20 protein-coding genes are annotated in these 19325 nt (G+C 68.4%); 10 read left to right on the forward strand and 10 right to left on the reverse strand.

What is annotated here, in order from left to right:
* The first annotated feature begins 307 nt into the window (after positions 1–307).
* The gene (nosP, locus tag ACTWJ5_RS13295; protein WP_043316467.1) at positions 308–1468 is read left to right on the forward strand and encodes a nitric oxide-sensing protein NosP; all 1161 of its coding nucleotides are present in this window, start codon (positions 308–310) and stop codon (positions 1466–1468) included.
* Positions 1401–4028, forward strand: coding sequence for a hybrid sensor histidine kinase/response regulator NahK/ErcS' (gene nahK / locus ACTWJ5_RS13300; RefSeq protein ID WP_444438955.1), 2628 nt, complete (start codon positions 1401–1403; stop codon positions 4026–4028). The genes nosP and nahK overlap by 68 nt, the downstream gene beginning before the upstream one ends.
* A gap of 404 nt (positions 4029–4432) precedes the next feature.
* On the opposite strand, the gene ACTWJ5_RS13305 is transcribed toward nahK, so the two are convergent.
* The 7 genes from ACTWJ5_RS13305 to ACTWJ5_RS13335 all read right to left on the reverse strand — a co-directional run bounded on the left by ACTWJ5_RS13305 (position 4433) and on the right by ACTWJ5_RS13335 (position 10414).
* Positions 4433–5293 (reverse strand): DMT family transporter, encoded by an 861-nt coding sequence (locus ACTWJ5_RS13305; RefSeq protein WP_444438957.1) that lies wholly within the window; start codon positions 5291–5293, stop codon positions 4433–4435.
* Between the two features lie 9 nt (positions 5294–5302).
* Complete coding sequence (agmR, locus tag ACTWJ5_RS13310; protein WP_009622977.1) at positions 5303–5968, reverse strand: response regulator AgmR; 666 nt, start codon at positions 5966–5968, stop codon at positions 5303–5305.
* A gap of 55 nt (positions 5969–6023) precedes the next feature.
* Entirely contained in the window at positions 6024–6560 is a 537-nt protein-coding gene (locus ACTWJ5_RS13315; protein WP_444438960.1) for a PQQ-dependent catabolism-associated CXXCW motif protein, read from the reverse strand.
* 104 nt (positions 6561–6664) lie between these two features.
* Positions 6665–7483, reverse strand: a complete 819-nt coding sequence (locus tag ACTWJ5_RS13320) for an ABC transporter permease (RefSeq protein ID WP_249919708.1) — start codon at positions 7481–7483, stop codon at positions 6665–6667.
* Positions 7480–8211 carry an ABC transporter ATP-binding protein gene (locus tag ACTWJ5_RS13325; protein WP_249919709.1) on the reverse strand — a complete coding sequence of 244 codons (732 nt, stop codon included), beginning with the start codon at positions 8209–8211 and terminating at the stop codon, positions 7480–7482. Before ACTWJ5_RS13325 ends, ACTWJ5_RS13320 begins: the two co-directional genes overlap by 4 nt.
* Positions 8208–9194, reverse strand: coding sequence for a YVTN family beta-propeller repeat protein (locus ACTWJ5_RS13330; RefSeq protein ID WP_074984027.1), 987 nt, complete (start codon positions 9192–9194; stop codon positions 8208–8210). The genes ACTWJ5_RS13325 and ACTWJ5_RS13330 overlap by 4 nt, the downstream gene beginning before the upstream one ends.
* A 14-nt stretch (positions 9195–9208) precedes the next feature.
* A complete protein-coding gene (locus ACTWJ5_RS13335; protein ID WP_444438962.1) occupies positions 9209–10414 on the reverse strand; it encodes an ABC transporter substrate-binding protein in 1206 nt (401 codons plus the stop codon).
* 158 nt (positions 10415–10572) lie between these two features.
* Here ACTWJ5_RS13335 and ACTWJ5_RS13340 point away from each other — a divergent pair, with 158 nt between their 5' ends.
* The 5 genes from ACTWJ5_RS13340 (at position 10573) to ACTWJ5_RS13360 (ending at position 13494) form a co-directional block, all read left to right on the forward strand.
* Positions 10573–10713: a hypothetical protein gene (locus tag ACTWJ5_RS13340; RefSeq protein ID WP_009622964.1), complete on the forward strand. Its 141-nt coding sequence runs from the start codon at positions 10573–10575 to the stop codon at positions 10711–10713.
* A gap of 9 nt (positions 10714–10722) precedes the next feature.
* Positions 10723–11973 (forward strand): sensor histidine kinase, encoded by a 1251-nt coding sequence (locus ACTWJ5_RS13345; RefSeq protein WP_074984022.1) that lies wholly within the window; start codon positions 10723–10725, stop codon positions 11971–11973.
* Between the two features lie 13 nt (positions 11974–11986).
* Entirely contained in the window at positions 11987–12643 is a 657-nt protein-coding gene (locus ACTWJ5_RS13350) for a response regulator transcription factor (RefSeq protein ID WP_061562022.1), read from the forward strand.
* A 268-nt stretch (positions 12644–12911) separates the two neighbouring features.
* The gene (locus tag ACTWJ5_RS13355; RefSeq protein ID WP_024128692.1) at positions 12912–13190 is read left to right on the forward strand and encodes a type II toxin-antitoxin system RelE/ParE family toxin; all 279 of its coding nucleotides are present in this window, start codon (positions 12912–12914) and stop codon (positions 13188–13190) included.
* 16 nt (positions 13191–13206) lie between these two features.
* A complete protein-coding gene (locus tag ACTWJ5_RS13360; RefSeq protein WP_009622956.1) occupies positions 13207–13494 on the forward strand; it encodes a HigA family addiction module antitoxin in 288 nt (95 codons plus the stop codon).
* A gap of 170 nt (positions 13495–13664) precedes the next feature.
* On the opposite strand, the gene ACTWJ5_RS13365 is transcribed toward ACTWJ5_RS13360, so the two are convergent.
* Positions 13665–14594: a carbon-nitrogen hydrolase family protein gene (locus tag ACTWJ5_RS13365; RefSeq protein ID WP_444438965.1), complete on the reverse strand. Its 930-nt coding sequence runs from the start codon at positions 14592–14594 to the stop codon at positions 13665–13667.
* Positions 14595–14624: 30 nt separating this feature from the next.
* Entirely contained in the window at positions 14625–15947 is a 1323-nt protein-coding gene (locus tag ACTWJ5_RS13370; protein WP_444438967.1) for an MFS transporter, read from the reverse strand.
* A gap of 80 nt (positions 15948–16027) precedes the next feature.
* Here ACTWJ5_RS13370 and ACTWJ5_RS13375 point away from each other — a divergent pair, with 80 nt between their 5' ends.
* Entirely contained in the window at positions 16028–16954 is a 927-nt protein-coding gene (locus ACTWJ5_RS13375) for a LysR family transcriptional regulator (protein ID WP_444438969.1), read from the forward strand.
* A 211-nt stretch (positions 16955–17165) separates the two neighbouring features.
* Here ACTWJ5_RS13375 and ACTWJ5_RS13380 read toward each other — a convergent pair whose 3' ends face one another.
* Positions 17166–17405, reverse strand: a complete 240-nt coding sequence (locus tag ACTWJ5_RS13380; protein WP_074984011.1) for a hypothetical protein — start codon at positions 17403–17405, stop codon at positions 17166–17168.
* Between the two features lie 585 nt (positions 17406–17990).
* Here ACTWJ5_RS13380 and ACTWJ5_RS13385 point away from each other — a divergent pair.
* Positions 17991–18284 carry a hypothetical protein gene (locus ACTWJ5_RS13385; RefSeq protein ID WP_074984009.1) on the forward strand — a complete coding sequence of 98 codons (294 nt, stop codon included), beginning with the start codon at positions 17991–17993 and terminating at the stop codon, positions 18282–18284.
* Positions 18285–18324: 40 nt separating this feature from the next.
* Positions 18325–19065 carry an SDR family oxidoreductase gene (locus tag ACTWJ5_RS13390; protein ID WP_261746387.1) on the forward strand — a complete coding sequence of 247 codons (741 nt, stop codon included), beginning with the start codon at positions 18325–18327 and terminating at the stop codon, positions 19063–19065.
* Positions 19066–19325: the final 260 nt, after the last annotated feature.

Raw genomic sequence — 19325 nt, forward strand, 5'->3', positions numbered from 1 at the left:
GCAGGGCGCGCTCCTACAAAGGAAATGGGGAGCAACTGTCTTGCCGACTGCGCCGAGGTGCTTTTCGTAGGATGGGTTGAGCTTGCGATACCCATCGGACCCTGGTGATGGGTATCGCTTTCGCTCAACCCATCCTACGGAAGCCGGGCCGCTTGTACGGTAAGCGGATATTGCCCGCGAAGTGCGCCGGAGCTTCCGGCCCGCCCCTACGCCTTTCGGAGGTCCCCGCCAGCACCCAAGTAGCATGGGGCCGCGCCGGGCGCCTTCGTAGAATGCCCCCGTGGTCAACCGGCGTTGAGGCAGGCGTATGCAGGAAGGGCAGGGGGAAGGGGTAGTCAGGGGCATGTCCAGTGCCCGCGATGCGGAGGCGGTGGCCCAGGACCTGGCGCGCCAGTTGATCCACCCGCACCTGGGCTTCGTGCTGTTCTTCTGCTCCGCCGAGTACGACCTGCCGGCCCTGGCCGCCGCGCTGGAGCAGTACTTCGGCGGCATCGAGCTGGTCGGCTGCACCACCGCCGGCGAGATCACCCCCCAGGGCTACGGCCGCGGCTGCGTCAGCGCGGTGGGCTTCGACGTGCGCAGCTTCGCCGTGGCCAGCGCGCTGATCGACGAGATGGAGCGTTTCAGCCTGATCGACGCGCAGCAGCTGGTGGAGGCCCTGGTGGCCGACTGCCGCAGCAGCGAGCTGGCGCCGATCAAGGACCACAGCTTCGCCCTGACCCTGCTCGACGGCCTGTCCAGCCGCGAAGAGGTGGTGCTGGCGGCGCTCAGCGCGGCGCTCGGCGCCATCCCGCATTTCGGCGGCTCGGCCGGCGACGACAACCACCTCACCCATACCCACGTCTACTACCAGGGCCAGTTCCACACCGGCGCGGCGGTGGTGCTGCTGTTCAACACCTGGCTCGACTTCGAGGTGTTCACCACCCACCACGTGGTGCCGCGCGGCGAGAAGCTGGTGGTGACCCGCGCCGACAGCGCCAGCCGCCGGGTGCTGGAACTCAACGCCGAGCCCGCCGCCCTGGAATACGCCCGGCTGGTCGGCGTGGAGCCCCACGAGCTGAGCTTCGAGCTGTTCTCCCGCCACCCGCTGGCGGTGCGCATCAAGGACCAGTACTACGTGCGCTCCATCCAGCAGGTGCACGACGACTTCAGCCTGACCTTCTACTGCGCGGTGGAGAACGGCATCGTCCTCACCGCCATGAGCACCGGGCCGCTGCTGCCCAACCTGCAGGCGCAGTTCGCGCGCCTGCACGAACGCCTCGGCCCGCCGCTGCTGACCATCGGCTGCGACTGCTTCCTGCGCCGCCTGGAGCTGGAAGTGGCGGGCGACAGCGCAGCCACCGCCGCTTTTCTCCGCCACCAGCAGGTGATCGGCTTCAACACCTACGGAGAGCAATTCAATGGCATGCACATCAACCAGACCTTCACCGGCGTCGCCATTGGCCGTCCCCGTGGCGGCGCCGGCTGAGCTGCTGGCGCGCATCGAGGCGCTCGAGCGCGACAAGCTCAAGCTGCAGCGCATCAACACCGCGCTGATCGAGCGCATCGAATCCAGCGCCTCGCGCGGCGACGGCGCCTACGGGGCCTTCCAGCACTCGGTGGTGCTGGCCGAGCAGGTGCGCGAGCGCACCGACGCCCTGAGCCAGGCAATGGCCGAGCTGAAGTCCAGCAACCAGCTGCTCAGCGATGCCCGCCTGCGCGCCGAGACCGCCCACCAGCACCTGCTGGACGCCATCGAAAGCATCTCCGACGCCTTCGTGCTGTTCGACCCGCAGCAGCGCATCGTGCTGTTCAACGAACGCTTCCGCGCGCTCTGGGCGCCCACCCGCGCGCGCCTGGGCGCCGGCACCCGGCTGGCCGAGGTGCGCCGCCTGGCGCAGAGCAGCGGGCTGATCGTCGAGGAACAGCGGAGCAACGACGACGAACACACCCTCTACCGCCTGCGCGACGACCGCTGGGTGCGCATGAGCGAGCGGCCGACCCGCGACGGCGGGCTGGTGGTGCTCTACACCGACATCACCGAGATCAAGCTCAGCGAGACCGCGCGCCGCGAGCAGGCGGTGGCGCAGAAGTCGCACCTGCTGCAGCGCGCCGTGGACAACCTGTCCCAGGGCGTGGCCATGGTCGGCGCCGAAGGCGCGCTGGAGCTGTGGAACCGGCGCTTCCTGGAACTCTGCGGGCTGGCGCCGATCGGCGCGCACCGGCCCTTCGCCGACGTCATGGGCGAGAGCGGCCTGCCGCTGCTCACCCCGCGCAGCCGCGGCGACGACGGCGCGCCCCTGGCGGCCCTGGAGCAGCGCCTGTTCGATGGCCGCATGCTGGAGATCCGCACCCACGCGCTGCCCACCGGCGGCTTCGTCAACACCTTCACCGACATCACCGAGCGCTACCGCCACGCCGAGGCGCTGCGCGAGAGCGAACGCTGGATCCGCCTGATCACCGACCAGGTGCCGGCGCTGATCGCCTACCTCAACGCCGACCTGGTCTACGAGTTCACCAACAAGGTCTACGAGCAGTGGTACCGCTGGCCCAGCGGCGCGATGCTCGGGCGCAACCTGCGCGAGGTGCACGGCGCCGAGCACTGCCGGCGCCTGGAACCGTACTTCGAGCGGGCGCTGTCGGGCGAGAGCGTGACCTTCGAGATCGCCGAGACCAACCTGGCCGGGCAGGAGCGCTACATGCAGCGCTCCTACGTGCCCAACCGCCAGGCCGACGGCCAGGTCGCCGGGCTGTTCGTGCTGATCCGCGACATCACCGAGCGCCGGCGCACCGCCGAGGCGCTGCACCAGGCCTACCAGAACCTGGAGCAACGGGTGCGCGAACGCACCGCCGAGCTGACCAGCCTGAACGACCAGCTCAAGCGCGAGATCGACGAGCGCAGCCAGGTGCAGGCGCGCCTGCGCGAGGCCAAGCGCGAGGCCGAGCAGGCCAACCTGTCGAAGACCAAGTTCCTTGCCGCGGTCAGCCACGACCTGCTGCAGCCGCTGAACGCCGCGCGGCTGTTCACCAGCGCCCTGCAGGAGCGCGGCGAGGGCGACGGCCTGGTGCGCAACATCAGCCACTCGCTGGAAGACGTGGAGAACCTGCTGGGCACCCTGGTGGACATCTCCAAGCTCGACGCCGGGGTGATCAAGCCGGACATCGCGCCCTTCGAGGTGGGCGAGCTGCTCGGCAACCTCGCCGCCGAATACCGCCAGATCGCCGCCAGCGAAGGCCTGCGCCTGGACTACGTGGCCTGCGACGCCCAGGTGCGCAGCGACCTGCAGCTGCTCGCGCGGATCCTGCGCAACCTGCTGTCCAACGCCATCCGCTACACGCCCAGCGGCCGCGTGCTGCTGGGCTGCCGGCGGCGCCGGCAGAGCCTGTGGATCGAGGTCTGGGACACCGGCATGGGCATCCCGGCGGACAAGCTCGGCGAGATCTTCCAGGAGTTCAAGCGCGGCGACACCCAGCGCTCCCACCAGGACCGCGGCCTGGGCCTGGGGCTGGCGATAGTCGAGAAGATCGCACGCATGCTCGGCCACCGCATCCAGGTCGGCTCGGTACCTGGCAAGGGCTCGCGCTTCGCCATCGAGGTTCCGCTGGCGCGCGGTGCGGTGCGGGCGCGCCCGGAGCCGGCGCAGCAGGCCGAACACCTGGTGGAACGCCTGCGCGGCTCGCGGGTGTGGGTGCTGGACAACGACGCGGCCATCTGCGCCGGCATGCGCACCCTGCTGGAAGCCTGGGGCTGCCGGGTGGTCACGGCGCTATCGGAAGAAGACCTGGCGCGCCAGGTGGACAACTTCCACGCCGAGGCCGACCTGCTGATAGCCGACTACCACCTGGACGACGGCTGCAACGGCGTGGACGCCGTGGCTTCGATAAACGCCCGCCGCGCCGCGCCGCTGCCGGCGTTGATGATCACGGCCAACTACAGCAACGAGCTCAAGCAACAGGTGCGGGAGCTGGGGCATACGCTGATGCACAAGCCGGTGAGGCCGATGAAGCTGAAGACGGCGTTGTGTCATTTGATGGATCGCACCGGTTGAAGCTGGCGCCGTACCTGTAGGAGCGGGCCCTGCCCGCGATTTTCGCGCGCAGGGCGCGCTCCTACATGGGGGATGGGGGCGGAGTAGGGCGGATAACCGTTCGCGGTTATCCGCCGTTGGTTGGGGGTCGTGGCGGTGAAGGTTCGACTTCGGTGCCGGGGTTAGGTCCGCAACCCTCTCCCCAGCCCTCGGCTGCGCGCCCCGCCCTGAAGGGAGAGGGGGCTATCCGTGCCGCCGGTGATTTTCGCGCCATCCGGCAACATCGGCGTGGCCGGCGAGCGCTGAAATCACACTTCACGCCGAACGGTCCCCTCTCCCTCTGGGAGAGGGTTAGGGTGAGGGAGCGGAGTCACCGGCAAACAGGTTCGCGAGCAAGCTCGCTCCTACGAAAAGCCAGCCAGTGCTCAAGCCCGCTGGGCAGCCGGCACACGCACCTTGGCCCGCAGTATCAACCCAATCCCCCCCAACACCGCACAAGACACCAGCACCAACCGCAAACCGATGTGCTCCCCCAACACCAACGCCCCGGACAACGCCGCCAACACCGGCACACTCAACTGCACCGACGCCGCCTGGATCGCCGACAACCCCGGCAATGCCGCGTACCAGATGGCATAGCCAATCCCCGAAGCCAGCGCCCCGGACAGCACCGCGTAGACCACTCCCGGCACATCCCCCCGCAACTGGCCATGGAACACCAGGGCCAGCACGGCAGCGAAGGCGATGCCGCGAACGAAGTTGCCGGTAGTCACCGCCAGCGGATCGCCCGCATTGCGCCCCAGCAGCGAATACAGCCCCCAGGCCACGCCGGACAGCAGCATCAGCAGGGCGCCCGTCAGGGGCGGGGCGCCGGCGCCGGGCAGCAGTTGTACCAGCAGCCCGCCCAGGGCCAGGGCGAAGCCCAGCAGGGCCTGGCCGGCCAGGCGTTCGCCGCGCAGCAGGCCGACCACCAGCATGGTCACCTGCACCGCGCCGAACAGCAGCAGCGCGCCGGCGCCGGCGTCCAGCTGCACGTAGGCGTAGGAGAAGGCCGCGGCATAGACGAACAGCGCCGCCGCCGCGCGCCAGTTGCCCCTGGCCTGGCTGGCCCGGCCGCGCAGGCGCAGCAGCAGGCCGAGCATCAGTGCGCCGGAGAGGATGCGGATGCCGGTGAAGCTCACCGCGTCCAGCTGGGTGGCCTTCAGCGCCAGGCGGCAGAGCAGGGAATTGCCGGCGAAGGCCAGCATGGCGACGGCGGTCAGGAACAGGGTGCGTGAAGCGGGCATGGGCTCTCCCTAGCGGCGCAGGTAGGCGGCGAAGTCGATGTCGCCGGCGCTGAGAATGGCCTGCACCCGGTTGTGCACCTTGAGCTTGCGCAGGATCGCCGAGACGTGGGCCTTCACCGTGGTCTCGGCGATCTCCAGATTGTAGGCGATCTGCTTGTTCGACTCGCCCTTGGTCATGCGCTCCAGCACCAGCAGCTGCTTGCGCGTCAGCGCCTGCAGCAGCTCCGGCGGGATGCCGTGCTCCTCGTGGCCGTTGCGCCGCGGCGAGGCCTTCTGCGTGCGGATGATGTCCGAGGGCAGGTAGACGTTGCCATTGAGGATCTGCTCGATGGCCTCGGTCATCTGCGCCCGCGGCGAGGACTTGGTGATGAAGCCCACCGCGCCGTAGGTGATGGCCTGCAGCACCACCTGCTTGTCCTGTTCGGCCGAGACGATCACCACCGGGATGGTCGGCGCCTCGTTGCGCAGGTTCATCAGGCCGCTCAGGCCGTGCATGCCGGGCATGTTTAGGTCGAGCAGGATCAGGTCCAGGTCGTCGTGCTCCTGGGTCAGGCCCAGGGCGCTGTCGAGGTCGGCGGTCTCCATCACCTCGCTGCCGGGGAAGCCGTCGGCGATGACGTTGTGGATGGCCTCGCGGAACAGCGGGTGATCGTCGGCGATCAGGATCTTGTACATGGCCTACACCTCGTTGTTGTCGTTATGGGCGGCGGCTAGCCGTTGCCGGGTGTGCTCAGGGGAAAGGGCGCGGCTGGGCGTCCTGCAGGGGCAGGCCGGCCTGTTCCCAGGCGTCTACTCCGTCACGGTACCAGTAGAGCCTGGAATAGCCCAGCGCATGGGCGCGCCTGACCGCGTTCCAGCTGGCCCAGCAGTCCGAGCGGCAGTAGAACACCAGTGGGCGCGTCGGGTCGCCCTCGCTCAGCTGCCGCAGGTTCTCGCGGAAGTAGGCCTGCCAGGGCGCGCTCAGCACGCCGTCGCCGGTGTTGGCCAGCCACAGGCTGCCGGGCAGGTTGCGGTGCGCTTCGTTGGTCACGAACTGGCCGTTGAGCCAGGTGCGCCGGTACACGTCCACCAGGCGCGTGCGTGGTTCGCGGGCCAGCAGCGCCTGCAGGGCGGCGGTGTCCAGGGTGGTGGCGTGGTCGGCGCTGGCCGGGGTCGGGCTGCGGTACTGGCTGGTGCGGTAGCCGTCGCTGGAGAACAGCGCTTCGTCCGCATGGGCCAGCGGCAGGCCCAGCAGCGCGCAGAGCAGGGCAGGGGCTAGGCGGGGCATGGTGGCATCTCGATATTTATTCTTCTGCCCGCCATTACATGCCAGGGGCGCTGCTTTGGAAATTCGACGTCCGGAGGGTTGATCCAGTACCAAAGTAGGAGATTTCAGCCCTTGCGCAGCGCCGCGTGCTGCGGGTTGAAGGTGAGCAGCGCAAGGCCGGCGAACAGCAGCGTCAGCCCCAGGCACACCGCCAGCGCCAGCGGGTTGAAGCGCTGGTACAGGGCGAAGCGCACCAGCTCCACGGCGTGGCTGAAGGGGTTGAGCGCGCACAGCCAGTACAGCCCCACGCTGGCCTCGCGCATCTTCCACAGCGGGTACAGCGCCGAGGACAGGAAGAACAGCGGGAAGATCACGAAGTTCATCACCCCGGCGAAGTTCTCCAACTGGCGGATGGCGTTGGACAGCAGCAGGCCCAGGGCGCTCAGCAGCAGCGCCGCCAGCAGCAGCGCCGGCAGCGCCGCGAGCAGCCCCCAGGCCGGCGGCTGCACGCCGTAGAGCCAGGCGATGGCGAGGAAGGCGTATACCTGCAGCAGCGACACCAGCGCCGTGGCCAGCAGCTTGCCGGCCAGCAGGAAGGCGCGCGGCAGCGGGCTGGTGAGCAGCACGCGCATGCTGCCCATCTCGCGGTCGTAGACCATCGACAGCGAGCCTTGCATGCCGTTGAACAGCAGGATCATGCAGCACAGCCCGGGGACGATGTAGGTCTCGTAGGTCACGTAGGTGTCGTAGGGCTCGATGATCGAGATGCCCAGCGCGGCGCGAAAGCCGGCGGCGAACACCAGCAGCCACAGCAGCGGGCGCACCAGGGCGCTGAGGAAGCGCGAGCGCTGCAGCACGAAGCGCAGCCACTCGCGCACCACGATGCCGCGCAGGCACTGCCAGTAGGCGGCGGGGCCGAAGCCGAGGGTGTCGTATGGCTTCATGCGCAGGCTTCCAGGCGGGTGAGGCGGGCGAAGGCGCGGGGCAGGTCGCCACCGTCGGCGGCGCTGACCTGCGCCGCTTCGCCCTGGGCCACCAGGCGGCCGCGGTCGAGCACCAGCAACTGGTCGTCGCCGCGCACCTCGTCCAGCAGATGGGTGGTCCACAGCACTGTCAGGCCCTCGTCGCGGCACAGCTGGCGCACGTGTTCGTTCAGCCCCTGGCGCGCCGCCGGGTCCAGCCCCACGCTGGCCTCGTCGAGCAGCAGCAGGCGCGGGCGGTGCAGCAATGCGCGGGCGATCTCCACGCGGCGGCGGTGGCCGCCGTTCAAGGTGCGCACCTTGTCGCGGCGGCGCTCCTGCAACTGCTGGCGGGCCAGTTCCTGCTCGATGCGGCCGGCCGCCAGGGCCCGCGGCAGGCCGTGCAGGGCGGCGTGGTAGCGCAGGTTCTGCTCCACGCTCAGGTCCAGGTCCAGGGTGCTCTGCTGGAACACCACGCCCAGCTGGCGCAGGGCCAGGCGCGGCTGGCGGGCCAGGCTGCAGCCGCACACTTCTATCTCGCCGACCTGCAGGTCGTACAGGCGCGTGAGCAGGGCGATCAGCGTGGACTTGCCGGCGCCGTTGGGCCCCAGCAGGGCGGTGAAGCGCCCGGCCGGCAGGGCGAAGTCGATGCTGTCCAGCGCCTTGCGCGCGCCGTAGGCGAAGCCCAGGCCCGCCACCCGCAGGGCGTTCATGGCGTCACCACCACGCCCCAGGGGTAGCGCCCGACCTTGATCGAGCGGGTCACCTTGAGGTCCTTCACGTCGATCACCGACACGTCGCCGCTGACGCCGTTGGTGGCCAGCAGCAGGCTCTCGTCCGGGTTGAACGCCAGGTGCCAGACGCGGCGGCCCACCAGCAGGTAGTCGAGCACCTCGAAGGTCTTCGCATCCACCACCGCAATGTGGTTGGCCGGGCCCAGGGCGACGAAGGCGTACTTGCCGTCGCTGCTCAGCTTCACCCCCACGGGCTGGATCTTGTCCGGGTGCACGCCCTTGATGGCGAAGCGCAGGCTCTTGAGGATCTTGCGGCTGGCCACGTCCACCACGCTGACGCTGCCGCCGATCTCCGCCGACACCCAGACCTGGCTGCCGTCCTTGTTGAACTCCGCGTGGCGCGGGCGCTGGTCCACCAGGGTGCTGTCCACCAGCTTCTGCGTGGCGGTGTCGATCCAGTGCAGCATGTTGGTGGTCTCGCTGGTGTTCACCGCCCACTTGCCGTCCGGGCTCACCGCCATGCCCTCGGGCTCCACGCCCACGTCGATCTGGCCGAGCACCTGGGCGGTCTGGGTGTCGACCACGGTCACCAGCGCGTCGTCCTCGTTGGAGACGTACAGCCAGCGGTCGTTGGGGTGCAGGGCGAACTGCTCGGGGTCGGCGCCGGAGGGCAGCTGCTTGACGATCTTGCCGCTGGCCAGGTCCATCACCTGCACGGTGTCGGAGTCGCTGGCGCAGATGTACAGCAGCTTATTGTCGTGGGACAGCGCCAGGCCGCGGGGGCGCTTGCCGGTCTCCAGGGTGCCGGTGACGGTCATGCTGTCCAGGTCGATGACGCTGATGTTGTTGTCCTTCTCGTTGGACACGTAGGCCTTGGCGGCGAAGGCCGGCGGCGCCAGGCACAGGGCGGCGGCCAGCAGGGAAGGGGCCAGGGTGGCTGGGAAAATGGCGGCGCGGAACATGGCGTATCTCCAGGTCAGGGCTTGGCGTCGGCGAGGCGGCAACGGCTTTCCGGGGCATCCAGGCCGAGGCTGTCGAGTTCGCTTGCGGGGTGCAGGAAGCCTTCCTGCGGCGAGGTGCTGACCAGCGCGCGCGGCTGCACCAGCGGGATGGGTTGGCGCAGCTGGCCGTCCCAGGGGCGGTAGCTGAGCTTGTAGCCCTTGAAGCCATCCAGCGGCAGGTCCGGCGACAACGCCAGGGCGCGGATGGCCTGCGGCTCGGCGTTGCGCAGGCGCGTCACGGCGCTGGCCACGCTGCGCACGGCGACCCAGGCGGCGAAGTCGCGGTCGTTCATCCAGCGCTTGGCCTGGGCCTCGAAGCGCTTCTGCAGCTGCGCGGCGCCGAAGGTTTCCACGGTCTTGTGCCAGCCCGTGGCGACCAGGCCCTGGGTGCCGGCCACCGGGCGCGGCAGCCAGGTGTTGTAGGGCACGTACTCGCCGAAGTCGCCGTGCTCGTCGGCCACCAGCACCACGTCGTAGTCGTCGCCGGCCTGGGTGAACAGCGGCATGTCGGCCTGGGCGCTGCGGCGCTGGTCGTTGGCGAAGGTGAAGGCCTTCTCCTCGACTATCTTGGCCCCGAAGCGCTTGGCCGAGCGGCGCAGGGCGGCGGCGTAGGCCTGGTCCTCGGGACGCTGGCCGATGATCAACAGCCAGTGCGTCCACTTGCGCAGCACCAGGAACTGGGTGAGGGCGTCGGTCAGCATCAGCCGGCTGGGCAGGGTGTGCAGCACGTTGGCCGGGCACTGGTCGGCGCGCAGCTCGTCGTCGGCGGCGCCGGCGTTGAACAGCAGGCTGTCCGGCAGCGCGGCGGCGAGCTGGCGCAGGCTCTCGGCCGGGGCGTTGACCACGAACAGGCGCAGGCCGTCATCGTGCAGCTTGCGCGCCTCGGCCAGCAGCTGCTGGGCATCGGCGCTGGTGGCGCTGACCAGGCTGTAGCGCTGCTTGAGGAAGCGCCCGGTGGTGTTGCTGTCGTCGATGGCCAGCTCGGCGCCGCGCAGGCCGGCGTCGCTGGGTTCAGGGATGATATTGGACAGCAGCGGGCCGGGGTCGGGCGTGTAGCCGAGGTAGGCGATGCGCACCTGCAGCTCGGCCGGGGCATCCTCGGCACGCGCGTTCAGGCAGAGCAGGGCAGCGCAGGCGACCGCCAGCAGGTAGGCCACGCCGTGCAGGGCGAACTGGCGCATGGGCGACTCCATTGTTGTTGTGTCGCCAGCATAGGAACGCGCCAGGGCCGGGGAAATATGCAGAAAGTACCGCCGGGGCAATACCAAGGTAGTAGATCGCCGCCCGCGGCCGCGCCCTAGCATGGCCCTACAACAACAAAGACAACGGGAACCGAGCCATGCGTATCGCCGTCACCCTGGTACTGCCCATCCTGCTGATCCTCAGCCTGCTGGGCTTCGATTTCATGTACAGCCTGCACACCCGCCCCGGCGTGCCCAGCGCCTGCGTCGCCGGCCAGCCCTGCCGCGTGGGGCCCTAGGGCGCGGCCATGTCGGCGCTGTGGCGGATCAACCTGCTGGTCGGGCTGTTCTTCGCCCTGGTCGCCGCGCTGTGCGTGGCCGTGCTGCTGCACCAGGGCGACGAGGACGTGCGCCGCGAACTGGACGCCGCCCGCGCCGTGGTGGAATACCTGCGCGAGGCGGCGCTGCGCGACCCGGCCAGCCTCGACCAGAGCCTCACCGGCGGCCTGCGCCACGTGCGCGTGCACTGGCTCGACCAGCCGCCGCCGGCGCCGCGCGGCTGGCTCGACGAATGGCTGGCGGCGCGCCTGTACCCGGACGTCTACCACGCCGCGCCGCTGCAACTGGCCGATGGCCGCCGCGTGCAGCTGAGCGTGGACCCGCGCGACGAAATCGACGAAGTCCGCGACTCCCTGGTGCAGCTGCTGGCGCTGTTCGGCGTGGCCCTGGCGGTCAGCCTGCTGGCGATCCGCTGGGCGGTGCGCGGCGGGCTGCGGGTGGTGGAACAGTTGCAGGCCGCGTTCGGCGAGATCGCCCAGGGCCGCCTGCAGGTGCGTCTGCCCGGCCATTCGCTGCCCGAAGCGCAACGCCTGGCCGGGCGCTTCAACGGCATGGCCGAGGCCCTGGAACGCGCCTGCCAGGAAAACGCCGAACTGACCCGCTCGCTGCTCGCCGTGCAGGAGCGCGAGCGCCAGGAGCTGGCCCAGGCCCTGCACGACGACATCGGCCAGTACCTGGCCGGCATCCGTGCGCAACTCTTCCTGCTGCACAGCCTGCACGACCAGCCCGCCGCGCAACCCACCCTGGAGCGCATGGACCAGCACTGCCGCGGCCTGAACGACAGCTTCCGCGCACTGATCCGCGACCTCTACCCGGTGGTGCTGGAGCACTTGGCCCTGGACGAAGCGGTGCGCGCCTACGTCGAGGACTGGCAGGCCAGCCAGGGCATCGCCTGCACCCTGCGCCTGCCCGACAGCCTGCCGCCCCTGGGCGACGCGGCCAAGGCGCACCTGTATCGCCTGCTGCAAGAGGCGCTGACCAACGTCGCCCGCCACGCCGGCGCCACCCGCGTGTGGGTGCGCCTGCAGACCCGCGGCGGCCACCTGTACCTGGCCGTGCGCGACGACGGCCGCGGCAGCGACGGCCCGCCCCGCGCCGGCATCGGCCTGCGCTCCATGCGCGAGCGCGCCCGCTGCCTGGGCGGCGAACTGCAACTGCGCAGCCAGCCCGGCCTGGGCCTGGCGCTGCGCCTGCGGGTGCCGCTGCCGGTGGCGGCATGAGAGGAGAAAAGCGATGAAAATCCTGCTGGTGGACGACCATTTCGTGGTGCGCGAAGGCATAGCCGCCCTGCTGCGCGGCCTGCTGCCGGAAGCGGACGTGGTGGAGGCGGGCGACGGCGAGGAAGCGCTGCAGGCGGTGCAGCGCGAGATTCCCGCGCTGGTCATCCTCGACATCGGCCTGCCCGGCATCAGCGGCCTGGAAGTCACCCGCCGCCTGCGCCAGCGCCTGCCGCAGCTGCGCGTGCTGTTCTTCAGCATGCACGACGAACTGCCCCTGGTGCGCCAGGCCCTGGACGCCGGCGCCGCCGGCTACGTGACCAAGGGCGCGGCCCCGGCGGTGCTGCTCGAAGCGGTGCGCCGCGTACTGGCCGGCCAGCTCTACATCGAACAACCCCTGGCCACCCGCCTGGCCTGCCAGCCCAGGGGCCTGGAAGAGGGCGACCCCCGCCTGCACGGCCTGACCCGCCGCGAATTCGAAATCTTTGTCATGCTCGCCCGCGGCCTGCCGGCAAGACAGGTGGCCGAACACCTGTGCGTGAGCGCCAAGACGGTGTCCAACCACGTGACGCTGCTGAAGCAGAAGCTGCAGGTGAGTTCCCACGCGGAGCTGGTGCACCTGGCGATCGATAGCGGGGTGCTGCGTGTGAGCGGTGAGGCGCTGGCCGGGTAGGGGTTGGGCTTTTCTGCGATTCGCGCGCAGGGCGCGCTCCTACAGGGGAATGGTGTGGGTGGCGCAGCGTAGGAGCGGATCTTATCCGCGATCCGCGCCGATACGTCTGGCTATCGCGGATAAGATCCGCTCCTACACCTTCCGGCAAATATGACACCTCGTAGGATGGGTTGAGCGAAGCGATACCCATCTTTTCCCCACGCATAACCTGCTTGGGTTTTCTATCTACCTGTTGATTGGTGTGATGTATTGCATCACACTTTGCCGCATGATCGTCAGCTTCCAGCACAAGGGCCTGGCTCTGTTCTTCAGAACTGGCTCCACCCGAGGAATCCGTGCCGACCACGCCAAACGCCTGGCGCGTATGTTGCCGTTCCTCGATCGAGCGGCCGCTCCGGACGACCTCAACCTGCCAGGCTGGCGTCTGCATCCCTTGAAGGGAGAACTGGACGGGTTCTGGTCACTCACGGTCAGCGGCAACTGGCGGGTGATCTTCCGCTTCATCGGCAACGACGTGGAACTTGTCGACTATCTTGATTACCACTGAACAGGAGGGGGTGCCCATGGTCATGTTCAATCCACCACATCCTGGCGAAACCCTGCGCGAAGACGTGCTGCCGGCGCTCGATATCAGCGTCACCGAACTGGCCCGCCGCCTGGGCTTCGCGCGCGAAACCCTGTCGCGGGTGCTGCACGGCCGCGCGCCCATCAGCCCGGACCTGGCCGTGCGCCTGGAGCTGGCCGGCATCGGCACGGCGCGCACCTGGCTCGGCGTGCAGGCCGACTACGACATCTGGCAGGCCAGGCACCGCGAACAACCACATATCGAGCGCTTCGCCGATATCGCCTGAAAACTGAAAAGCCCCGCGAATGCGGGGCTTTGCCTGTTCCGAAGCATCAGGGAGCTGCTCCGTAGGACGGCGTGGAGCGCAGCGATACCCATCGCCCCTTGCGCACCACCTCCCCTGTAGGAGCGGACTTCGTCCGCGATCCGCGGCCACGCCCCCTGCAACGGTCGCCCTCAAGGCTCGAAAGTTACCGGCCGCAGCGGTGCGGTATTCACCTTCAACTCGAACACATCCGGCCGCGCGTAGTGGCCGCAGGCATCGAAATCGAGGTTGCCCTTGCTCAGCTGGGCCATGTCGAGGTCGGCGTAGAGTTCGGTCTCGCAGTCGAACACCGGGCCGGCCAGCACTTCGCCCTGCGGGCTGACGATCATGCTGCCGCCGCGCATCACGTACTCGTCCTCCTGGAAGTCCAGGCCGAACGCCTCGCGGTGCTGCTGCGGGTACTCGCCCAGGCGGATCGCCTGGCAGGCTGAGAGCACGAACACCCGGCCTTCCAGGGCGATATGCACCATCGAGCTGGCCCAGGACGGGCGGTCATCCGCGGTGGGCGCGCAATACAGCTGCACGCCCTGGGCGTACATGGCCTGGCGCAGCGCCGGCATGTAGTTCTCCCAGCAGATCACGCTGCCCAGCACGCCGAACTCGGTGTCCACCGGCTCGATGGTGGAACCGTCGCCGAAGCCCCAGATCAGCCGCTCTTGCCCGGTGGGCATCAGCTTGCGGTGGTAGCCGGCGATGCCGCGCCCCGGCGCCAGGGTCACGGCGGTGCAGTAGAGGGTGCGGCCGAAGCGCTCGATGATGCCCACCACCACGGTCACCCCGGTCTGCTCCACGCACTCGGCGAGCACCGCCAGTTCCGGGCCGTCCAGCGCCACGGCGCCCTCGACGTAGCGCTGGTACAGCTCGCGCCCCGCGGCGCTGCGGTTGCCCACCACGCTACCGAAGGCGGCCCCCTTGGGATAGCCGCCGATGAAGGCCTCGGGGAACACCGCCAGCTTCGCGCCCTGTTCCGCCACGCGGCGGAGGATGCCGCAGGCCTTCTCGACGCTGGCCATCGGTTCGTAGGGAACGGAGGCGGCCTGGATGATTGCTACACGGGTCATGGGGGACTCCTGATTGTCTGTTAAGAAGGCCTAGAAACGGCTGATGTCGTTGTCGCGGGTTTCCGGCAGGGTCTTCCACAGCACCACCAGGCACACCAGGGAGACCGCCGCCAGGTACGCCGCGGGCAGGTTCGCGTCGCCGGTCTGGCGAATCAGCGCGGCGGCGATGAAGGGCCCGGGCCCGGCGAGGATCGCCAGCGCCAGGTTGTGGCCCAGGGCCGCGCCGGTGGAGCGGATCGAGGCCGGGAAGACTTCCACCAGCAGCACCACGTCCATCACCGCGGTGATCGCCACCAGCACGCCCATCACGATCAGCCCGGCGAGAATCGCCAGTGGGTTGCCGCTGTTGAGCAGCAGGAAGATCGGATAGGCCAGCAGCGTGAGCGCGGCGGCAGCGCCCAGCAGCAGCTTGCGCCGGCCGATGCGGTCGCTGAGTTGGCCGATCAGCGGGTTGACGATCACATAGACCACCAGCGCCGCGCTGCACAGCCACAGCGCGCTGCTGCGCGGCAGGCCGACGGTGGAGACCAGGTGGTTGTTGGCGTAGGTGATGAAGTAGTAGAGCGAGACGCCGAACAGCGCGGAGAAGGCGAAGGTGGTGACGAAGGCGCGGCGGCGCACGGCGCGGCTCGGGGCTTGCACCTTGTGCGAGTCGCGCTGGCGGACCATCTCCTCGTATACCGGGGTGTCGCCCAGCTTGCGGCGGATGAACACGGCGATGCCGGTCATCACGATGGACGCCACGAACGGCAGACGCCAGCCCCAGGCCGCCAACTGCTGGTCGTCCAGCGCCGAGGCGATGCTCGCGGCGGTGAAGGTGCCGAACAGGAAGGCCAACCCCGCCGTGCCGGTGATCACGCTGGCCGCGGTGGCGCGGCGGTTGGACGGGGCGCTCTCGACGATGTAGATGCCGGCGCTGGACCACTCGCCACCGACCATCATGCCCTGGATGAAACGCATGGCGATGAGCAGGATGGGCGCGGCGATGCCGATCGCCTCGTAGGAGGGCAGCAGGCCGATGATGGTGGTGCACACGCCCATGCCGAACACCGTGATGATCAGCACCGCGCGGCGGCCGAAGCGGTCGCCGATGGGCCCGAGGATCAATGCCCCGAACGGCCGCGAGAGGAAGCCGACGGCGAACACCGCCAGCGACGAGAGCAGCGACACGCCCGGCGCGCTGGAGGGGAAGAACAGCATGCCGATCACCGCGGCGAAGTAGCCGTAGATGGCGAAGTCGAACCATTCCATGAAATTGCCGATGCCGACCGCGATGGCCCGCTTGCGGATATCCGACTGCCCGCCCTTGGTCCGGATGCCGCCTGCACCCATGCTTTGCTCAATCGCGTCCACAGAATTCTCCAGCGCTTGTTATGTTGTTGTGGACGCCAGACTAGGAATCTCCTCGGGCACGGGGCAAACGATTAGCAAATATGAGCCGGATTAACGTACGTAATATCTCGCGGATCGACCTCAACCTTCTGCTCACCTTCCACTGCCTGATGACCGAGCGCAGCGCCACCCGCGCCTCGGTGATGCTGCACGTGACCCAGGGCGCGGTGAGCGCGGCGCTGCGCCGGCTGCGCGAGCACTTCGGCGACGAACTGTTCATCCGCACCGCCTCCGGCATGCAGCCCACGCGCAAGGCCATGGAACTGGCGCCGAAGATCGCCGAGGCGCTGACCTCCATCTCCGGCGTGCTGGGCGCCGAGCCGGAGTTCTCCCCGCGCGATTCCAGCTACCTGTTCAACATCGGCCTGTCCGACGACATCGAGTCCTACCTCGCCCCGCGCATCGTCAGCGCGGCGGCGGAGCGGGGCCTGGGCGTGACTTTCGCCTTCCACCAAAGCAACAGCTCGCTGTGGAAGCAGTCGCTGCAGGACCCGGACATGGACCTGGTGATCTGCAGCGAGCCGAAGGACTTCAACACCAGCTACTCGTCGCAGGTGCTGTTCTCCTCCTCGTACTCCTGCCTGTTCCGCCCGCGCGCCGGCGCGGCGGACGAACCCATCGGCCTGGAGGAATACTTCGCTGCCGACCACGTGCGCATCTCCTACGACGGCCGCCGCGGCTTCATCGACGACATGTTCGAGTCCGCCGGCTACGCCCGCCGCGTCATCGCCTCCTTCACCCACTTCAGCGGCGCCTTGACCACGCTGGTGAGCAGCGAGGCCATCGCCACGCTCCCGACCTTCGCCGCCGAGAGCTACGCGGCCATGACCCAGCTGCGCGTAAGCCCGGCGCCGCTGCCGGTGCCGTCCTTCCGCTGCTTCATGGTCTGGGACATCGCCAAGCACAGCAAACCGCACCACGAATGGCTGCGCCAGTTCATCGGCGAACTGGCGCAGAAGCTAGGCTAGCCGCAAGAACCGTCCATTCGGCATAGCGGGCTCTGCCCGCGATATCGCGCGCAGGGCGCGCTCCTACGAAGAGCGCCCCGGCGCGGCCGGCACTATGGCACCAGGGAGGCACGGTCGTAGGAGCGGACTCTGTCCGCGATTGGATTCACCGGCCACGCCGGACGCCTCGGTGGCACGGCTGACGGCGGATAACCGCGAACGGTTATGCGCCCTACGCCCGCCCATGCTCCTCAGCTGCGGCATACAACCGCTCGGCATCGGCCGCCAGGTACTCCAGTGCGCTGAAGGTGCCGTCCAACACATCCTCGGCAGGCGCTCCCAGGTCCGGCGCGCCGGCCAGCAGGCGCAGCAGATTGATCAGGGCGGATTGACGGGATTGGGCAGCGTCGTAGAAGTCCGATGGGGCAGCGTGCTTGAGGGGATGGGGTAGAACTTGGGCAGAAAGGCTCATGAAAATCTCCCAGATTGATTCAGTCTTCCGCCTCCCGACGCCAATCGGGGAGGGCGGACCGTACAGGTTGGCGTACCGGAATCTGGGAACCGGCGCATCCGAAGATGCCCCGCACGGCCCGCCCATAACATGGGTACAGCCATGCAAGGTGCCGGAGATTGACCCCAGACACCTTCCAGAATTCCGGGACGCCAATCCCGCACCGCTCTGTTGAGCGGCTGAGCAACGTTAGGGAGTTGCCGCGAGGCTGTCAATTGGGTGTGGCAAGGCGCGTGGCGGGAAGCGCAGTTGACCTGCATGGCAGCCATAGGTGAATGACTACTTTCGCGCCCTCCCGGCAATGACGACGGATGCTCGGTGCCTGCTCATCCGCACTTTCTCGGAGGCGCTTTGTATTCCAGTGTGTCCGCAGACCGTTTTGACATTCGCAGAGATGGCCACGCCTTTTCTCGACACGGCGCAGATACCCCAAGGGCTTTTAATTCACTCCAACAGGACATCGGCGCGCGGTAGAGCCAGCGCTCCTCCAGAGCGCTCTTTCCCACTCCGATGGACTGTTCCCCCTAACCCTTGAGGAACAATGCCATGAACACTCTGAAGACCCTCGTGACCGCCATTACCTTTTCGCTGGCCGGCGTGGCGGTGCATGCGAATGCGGCCGAGGCACGCTGCTCCCACGGCACCGTCTGTTTCCAACTGACGCCCCTGGCTGAAGAAGGCGCAACCCCGCAACTGGCAGAAGATGGCTTCAGCAGGACGCCCCTGGGCATGCGCGTGAACACGGCAGCGCCTGCGCAACAGACCATTGCCGCAGATGGCTACAGCCGGACGCCGTTGGGCAAGCGCGTGGCGTCGTCCCATGAATCGGCAACCGTCTGATTCCCGGGTTTTCACGTTTTCAGTCAATGAAGGTGAGGCGATGAAGCGAGACGAAGCAGGGAATGACAAGGTCGCCATTGTTTTTGGTGGCTCCCGGGGCATCGGCGCGGCAGCGGCGAGGCAACTCGCCGCCGACGGTTTCTCGGTGGCGCTGACCTACGTGTCCCGGCCGGACAGCGCCAAAGCGCTGGCCGACGAGATCGAGGCGGGTGGCGGCCGTGCCCTTGCGATCCAGGCCGACAGCAAGGATGCCGCTGCCATCCGGAATGCGGTGGCGGCGGCGGTCGAGCGCTTTGGCGCGATAGACGTGGCGGTGGTCAATGCCGGCGTGCTGCGGCTCGCCCGCATCGATGCCCTTGGCGTCGAGGACCTCGACCTGATGCTCGACGTGAACATCCGTGGCGTCATTCTCTCGATCCAGGCCGCCGTGGCCAGCATGCGCGACGGCGGGCGAGTGATCACCATCGGCAGCAATTCGGCCTCTGGGCGCACTTCGGTCGAAGGCGCGGTGTATGCGATGACCAAGGCCGCCGTTGCGCGCCTGGTGCAAGGGCTCGCGCTGGATCTCGCGGCGCGCCGGATCACCGTCAACAATATCCAGCCCGGCCCGACCGCGACCGACATGACGCAATCGCACCTGGACGCGCTGGCGGAACTCGTCCCACTCGGACGCGTCGCCCAGCCCATGGAGATCGCCGGCCTGGTCGCGTACCTCGCCAGCCCGGCAGCGGCCCACATGACCGGGGCGAGCCTGACGCTGGATGGCGGCTATGCCCTGTAACGCCAGAAACGCCGGGGGCTGCGACGCTCAAGGGCTTGAACGGCAATGACGCAGACGCCCCATTGTGGAAGAGGAACAGATTTATTCCTTCTGCTCTAAAGTTGTCCGGATGGACGAGACTAGAGTGCTGAAAATAAACCTGTCTTGCACGGACACCATACCGGTGGGCACGGCTTCTCGTAGGAGCGAGCTTGCTCGCGAACAGGCTCCGCTGCGGGCTCATTCGCGAGCAAGAACCAGGCGTCCCCCCTCGATCCTAC

The organism is Pseudomonas sp. A6 (assembly GCF_052367875.1).
In the GTDB taxonomy this organism is placed as follows: domain Bacteria; phylum Pseudomonadota; class Gammaproteobacteria; order Pseudomonadales; family Pseudomonadaceae; genus Pseudomonas; species Pseudomonas citronellolis.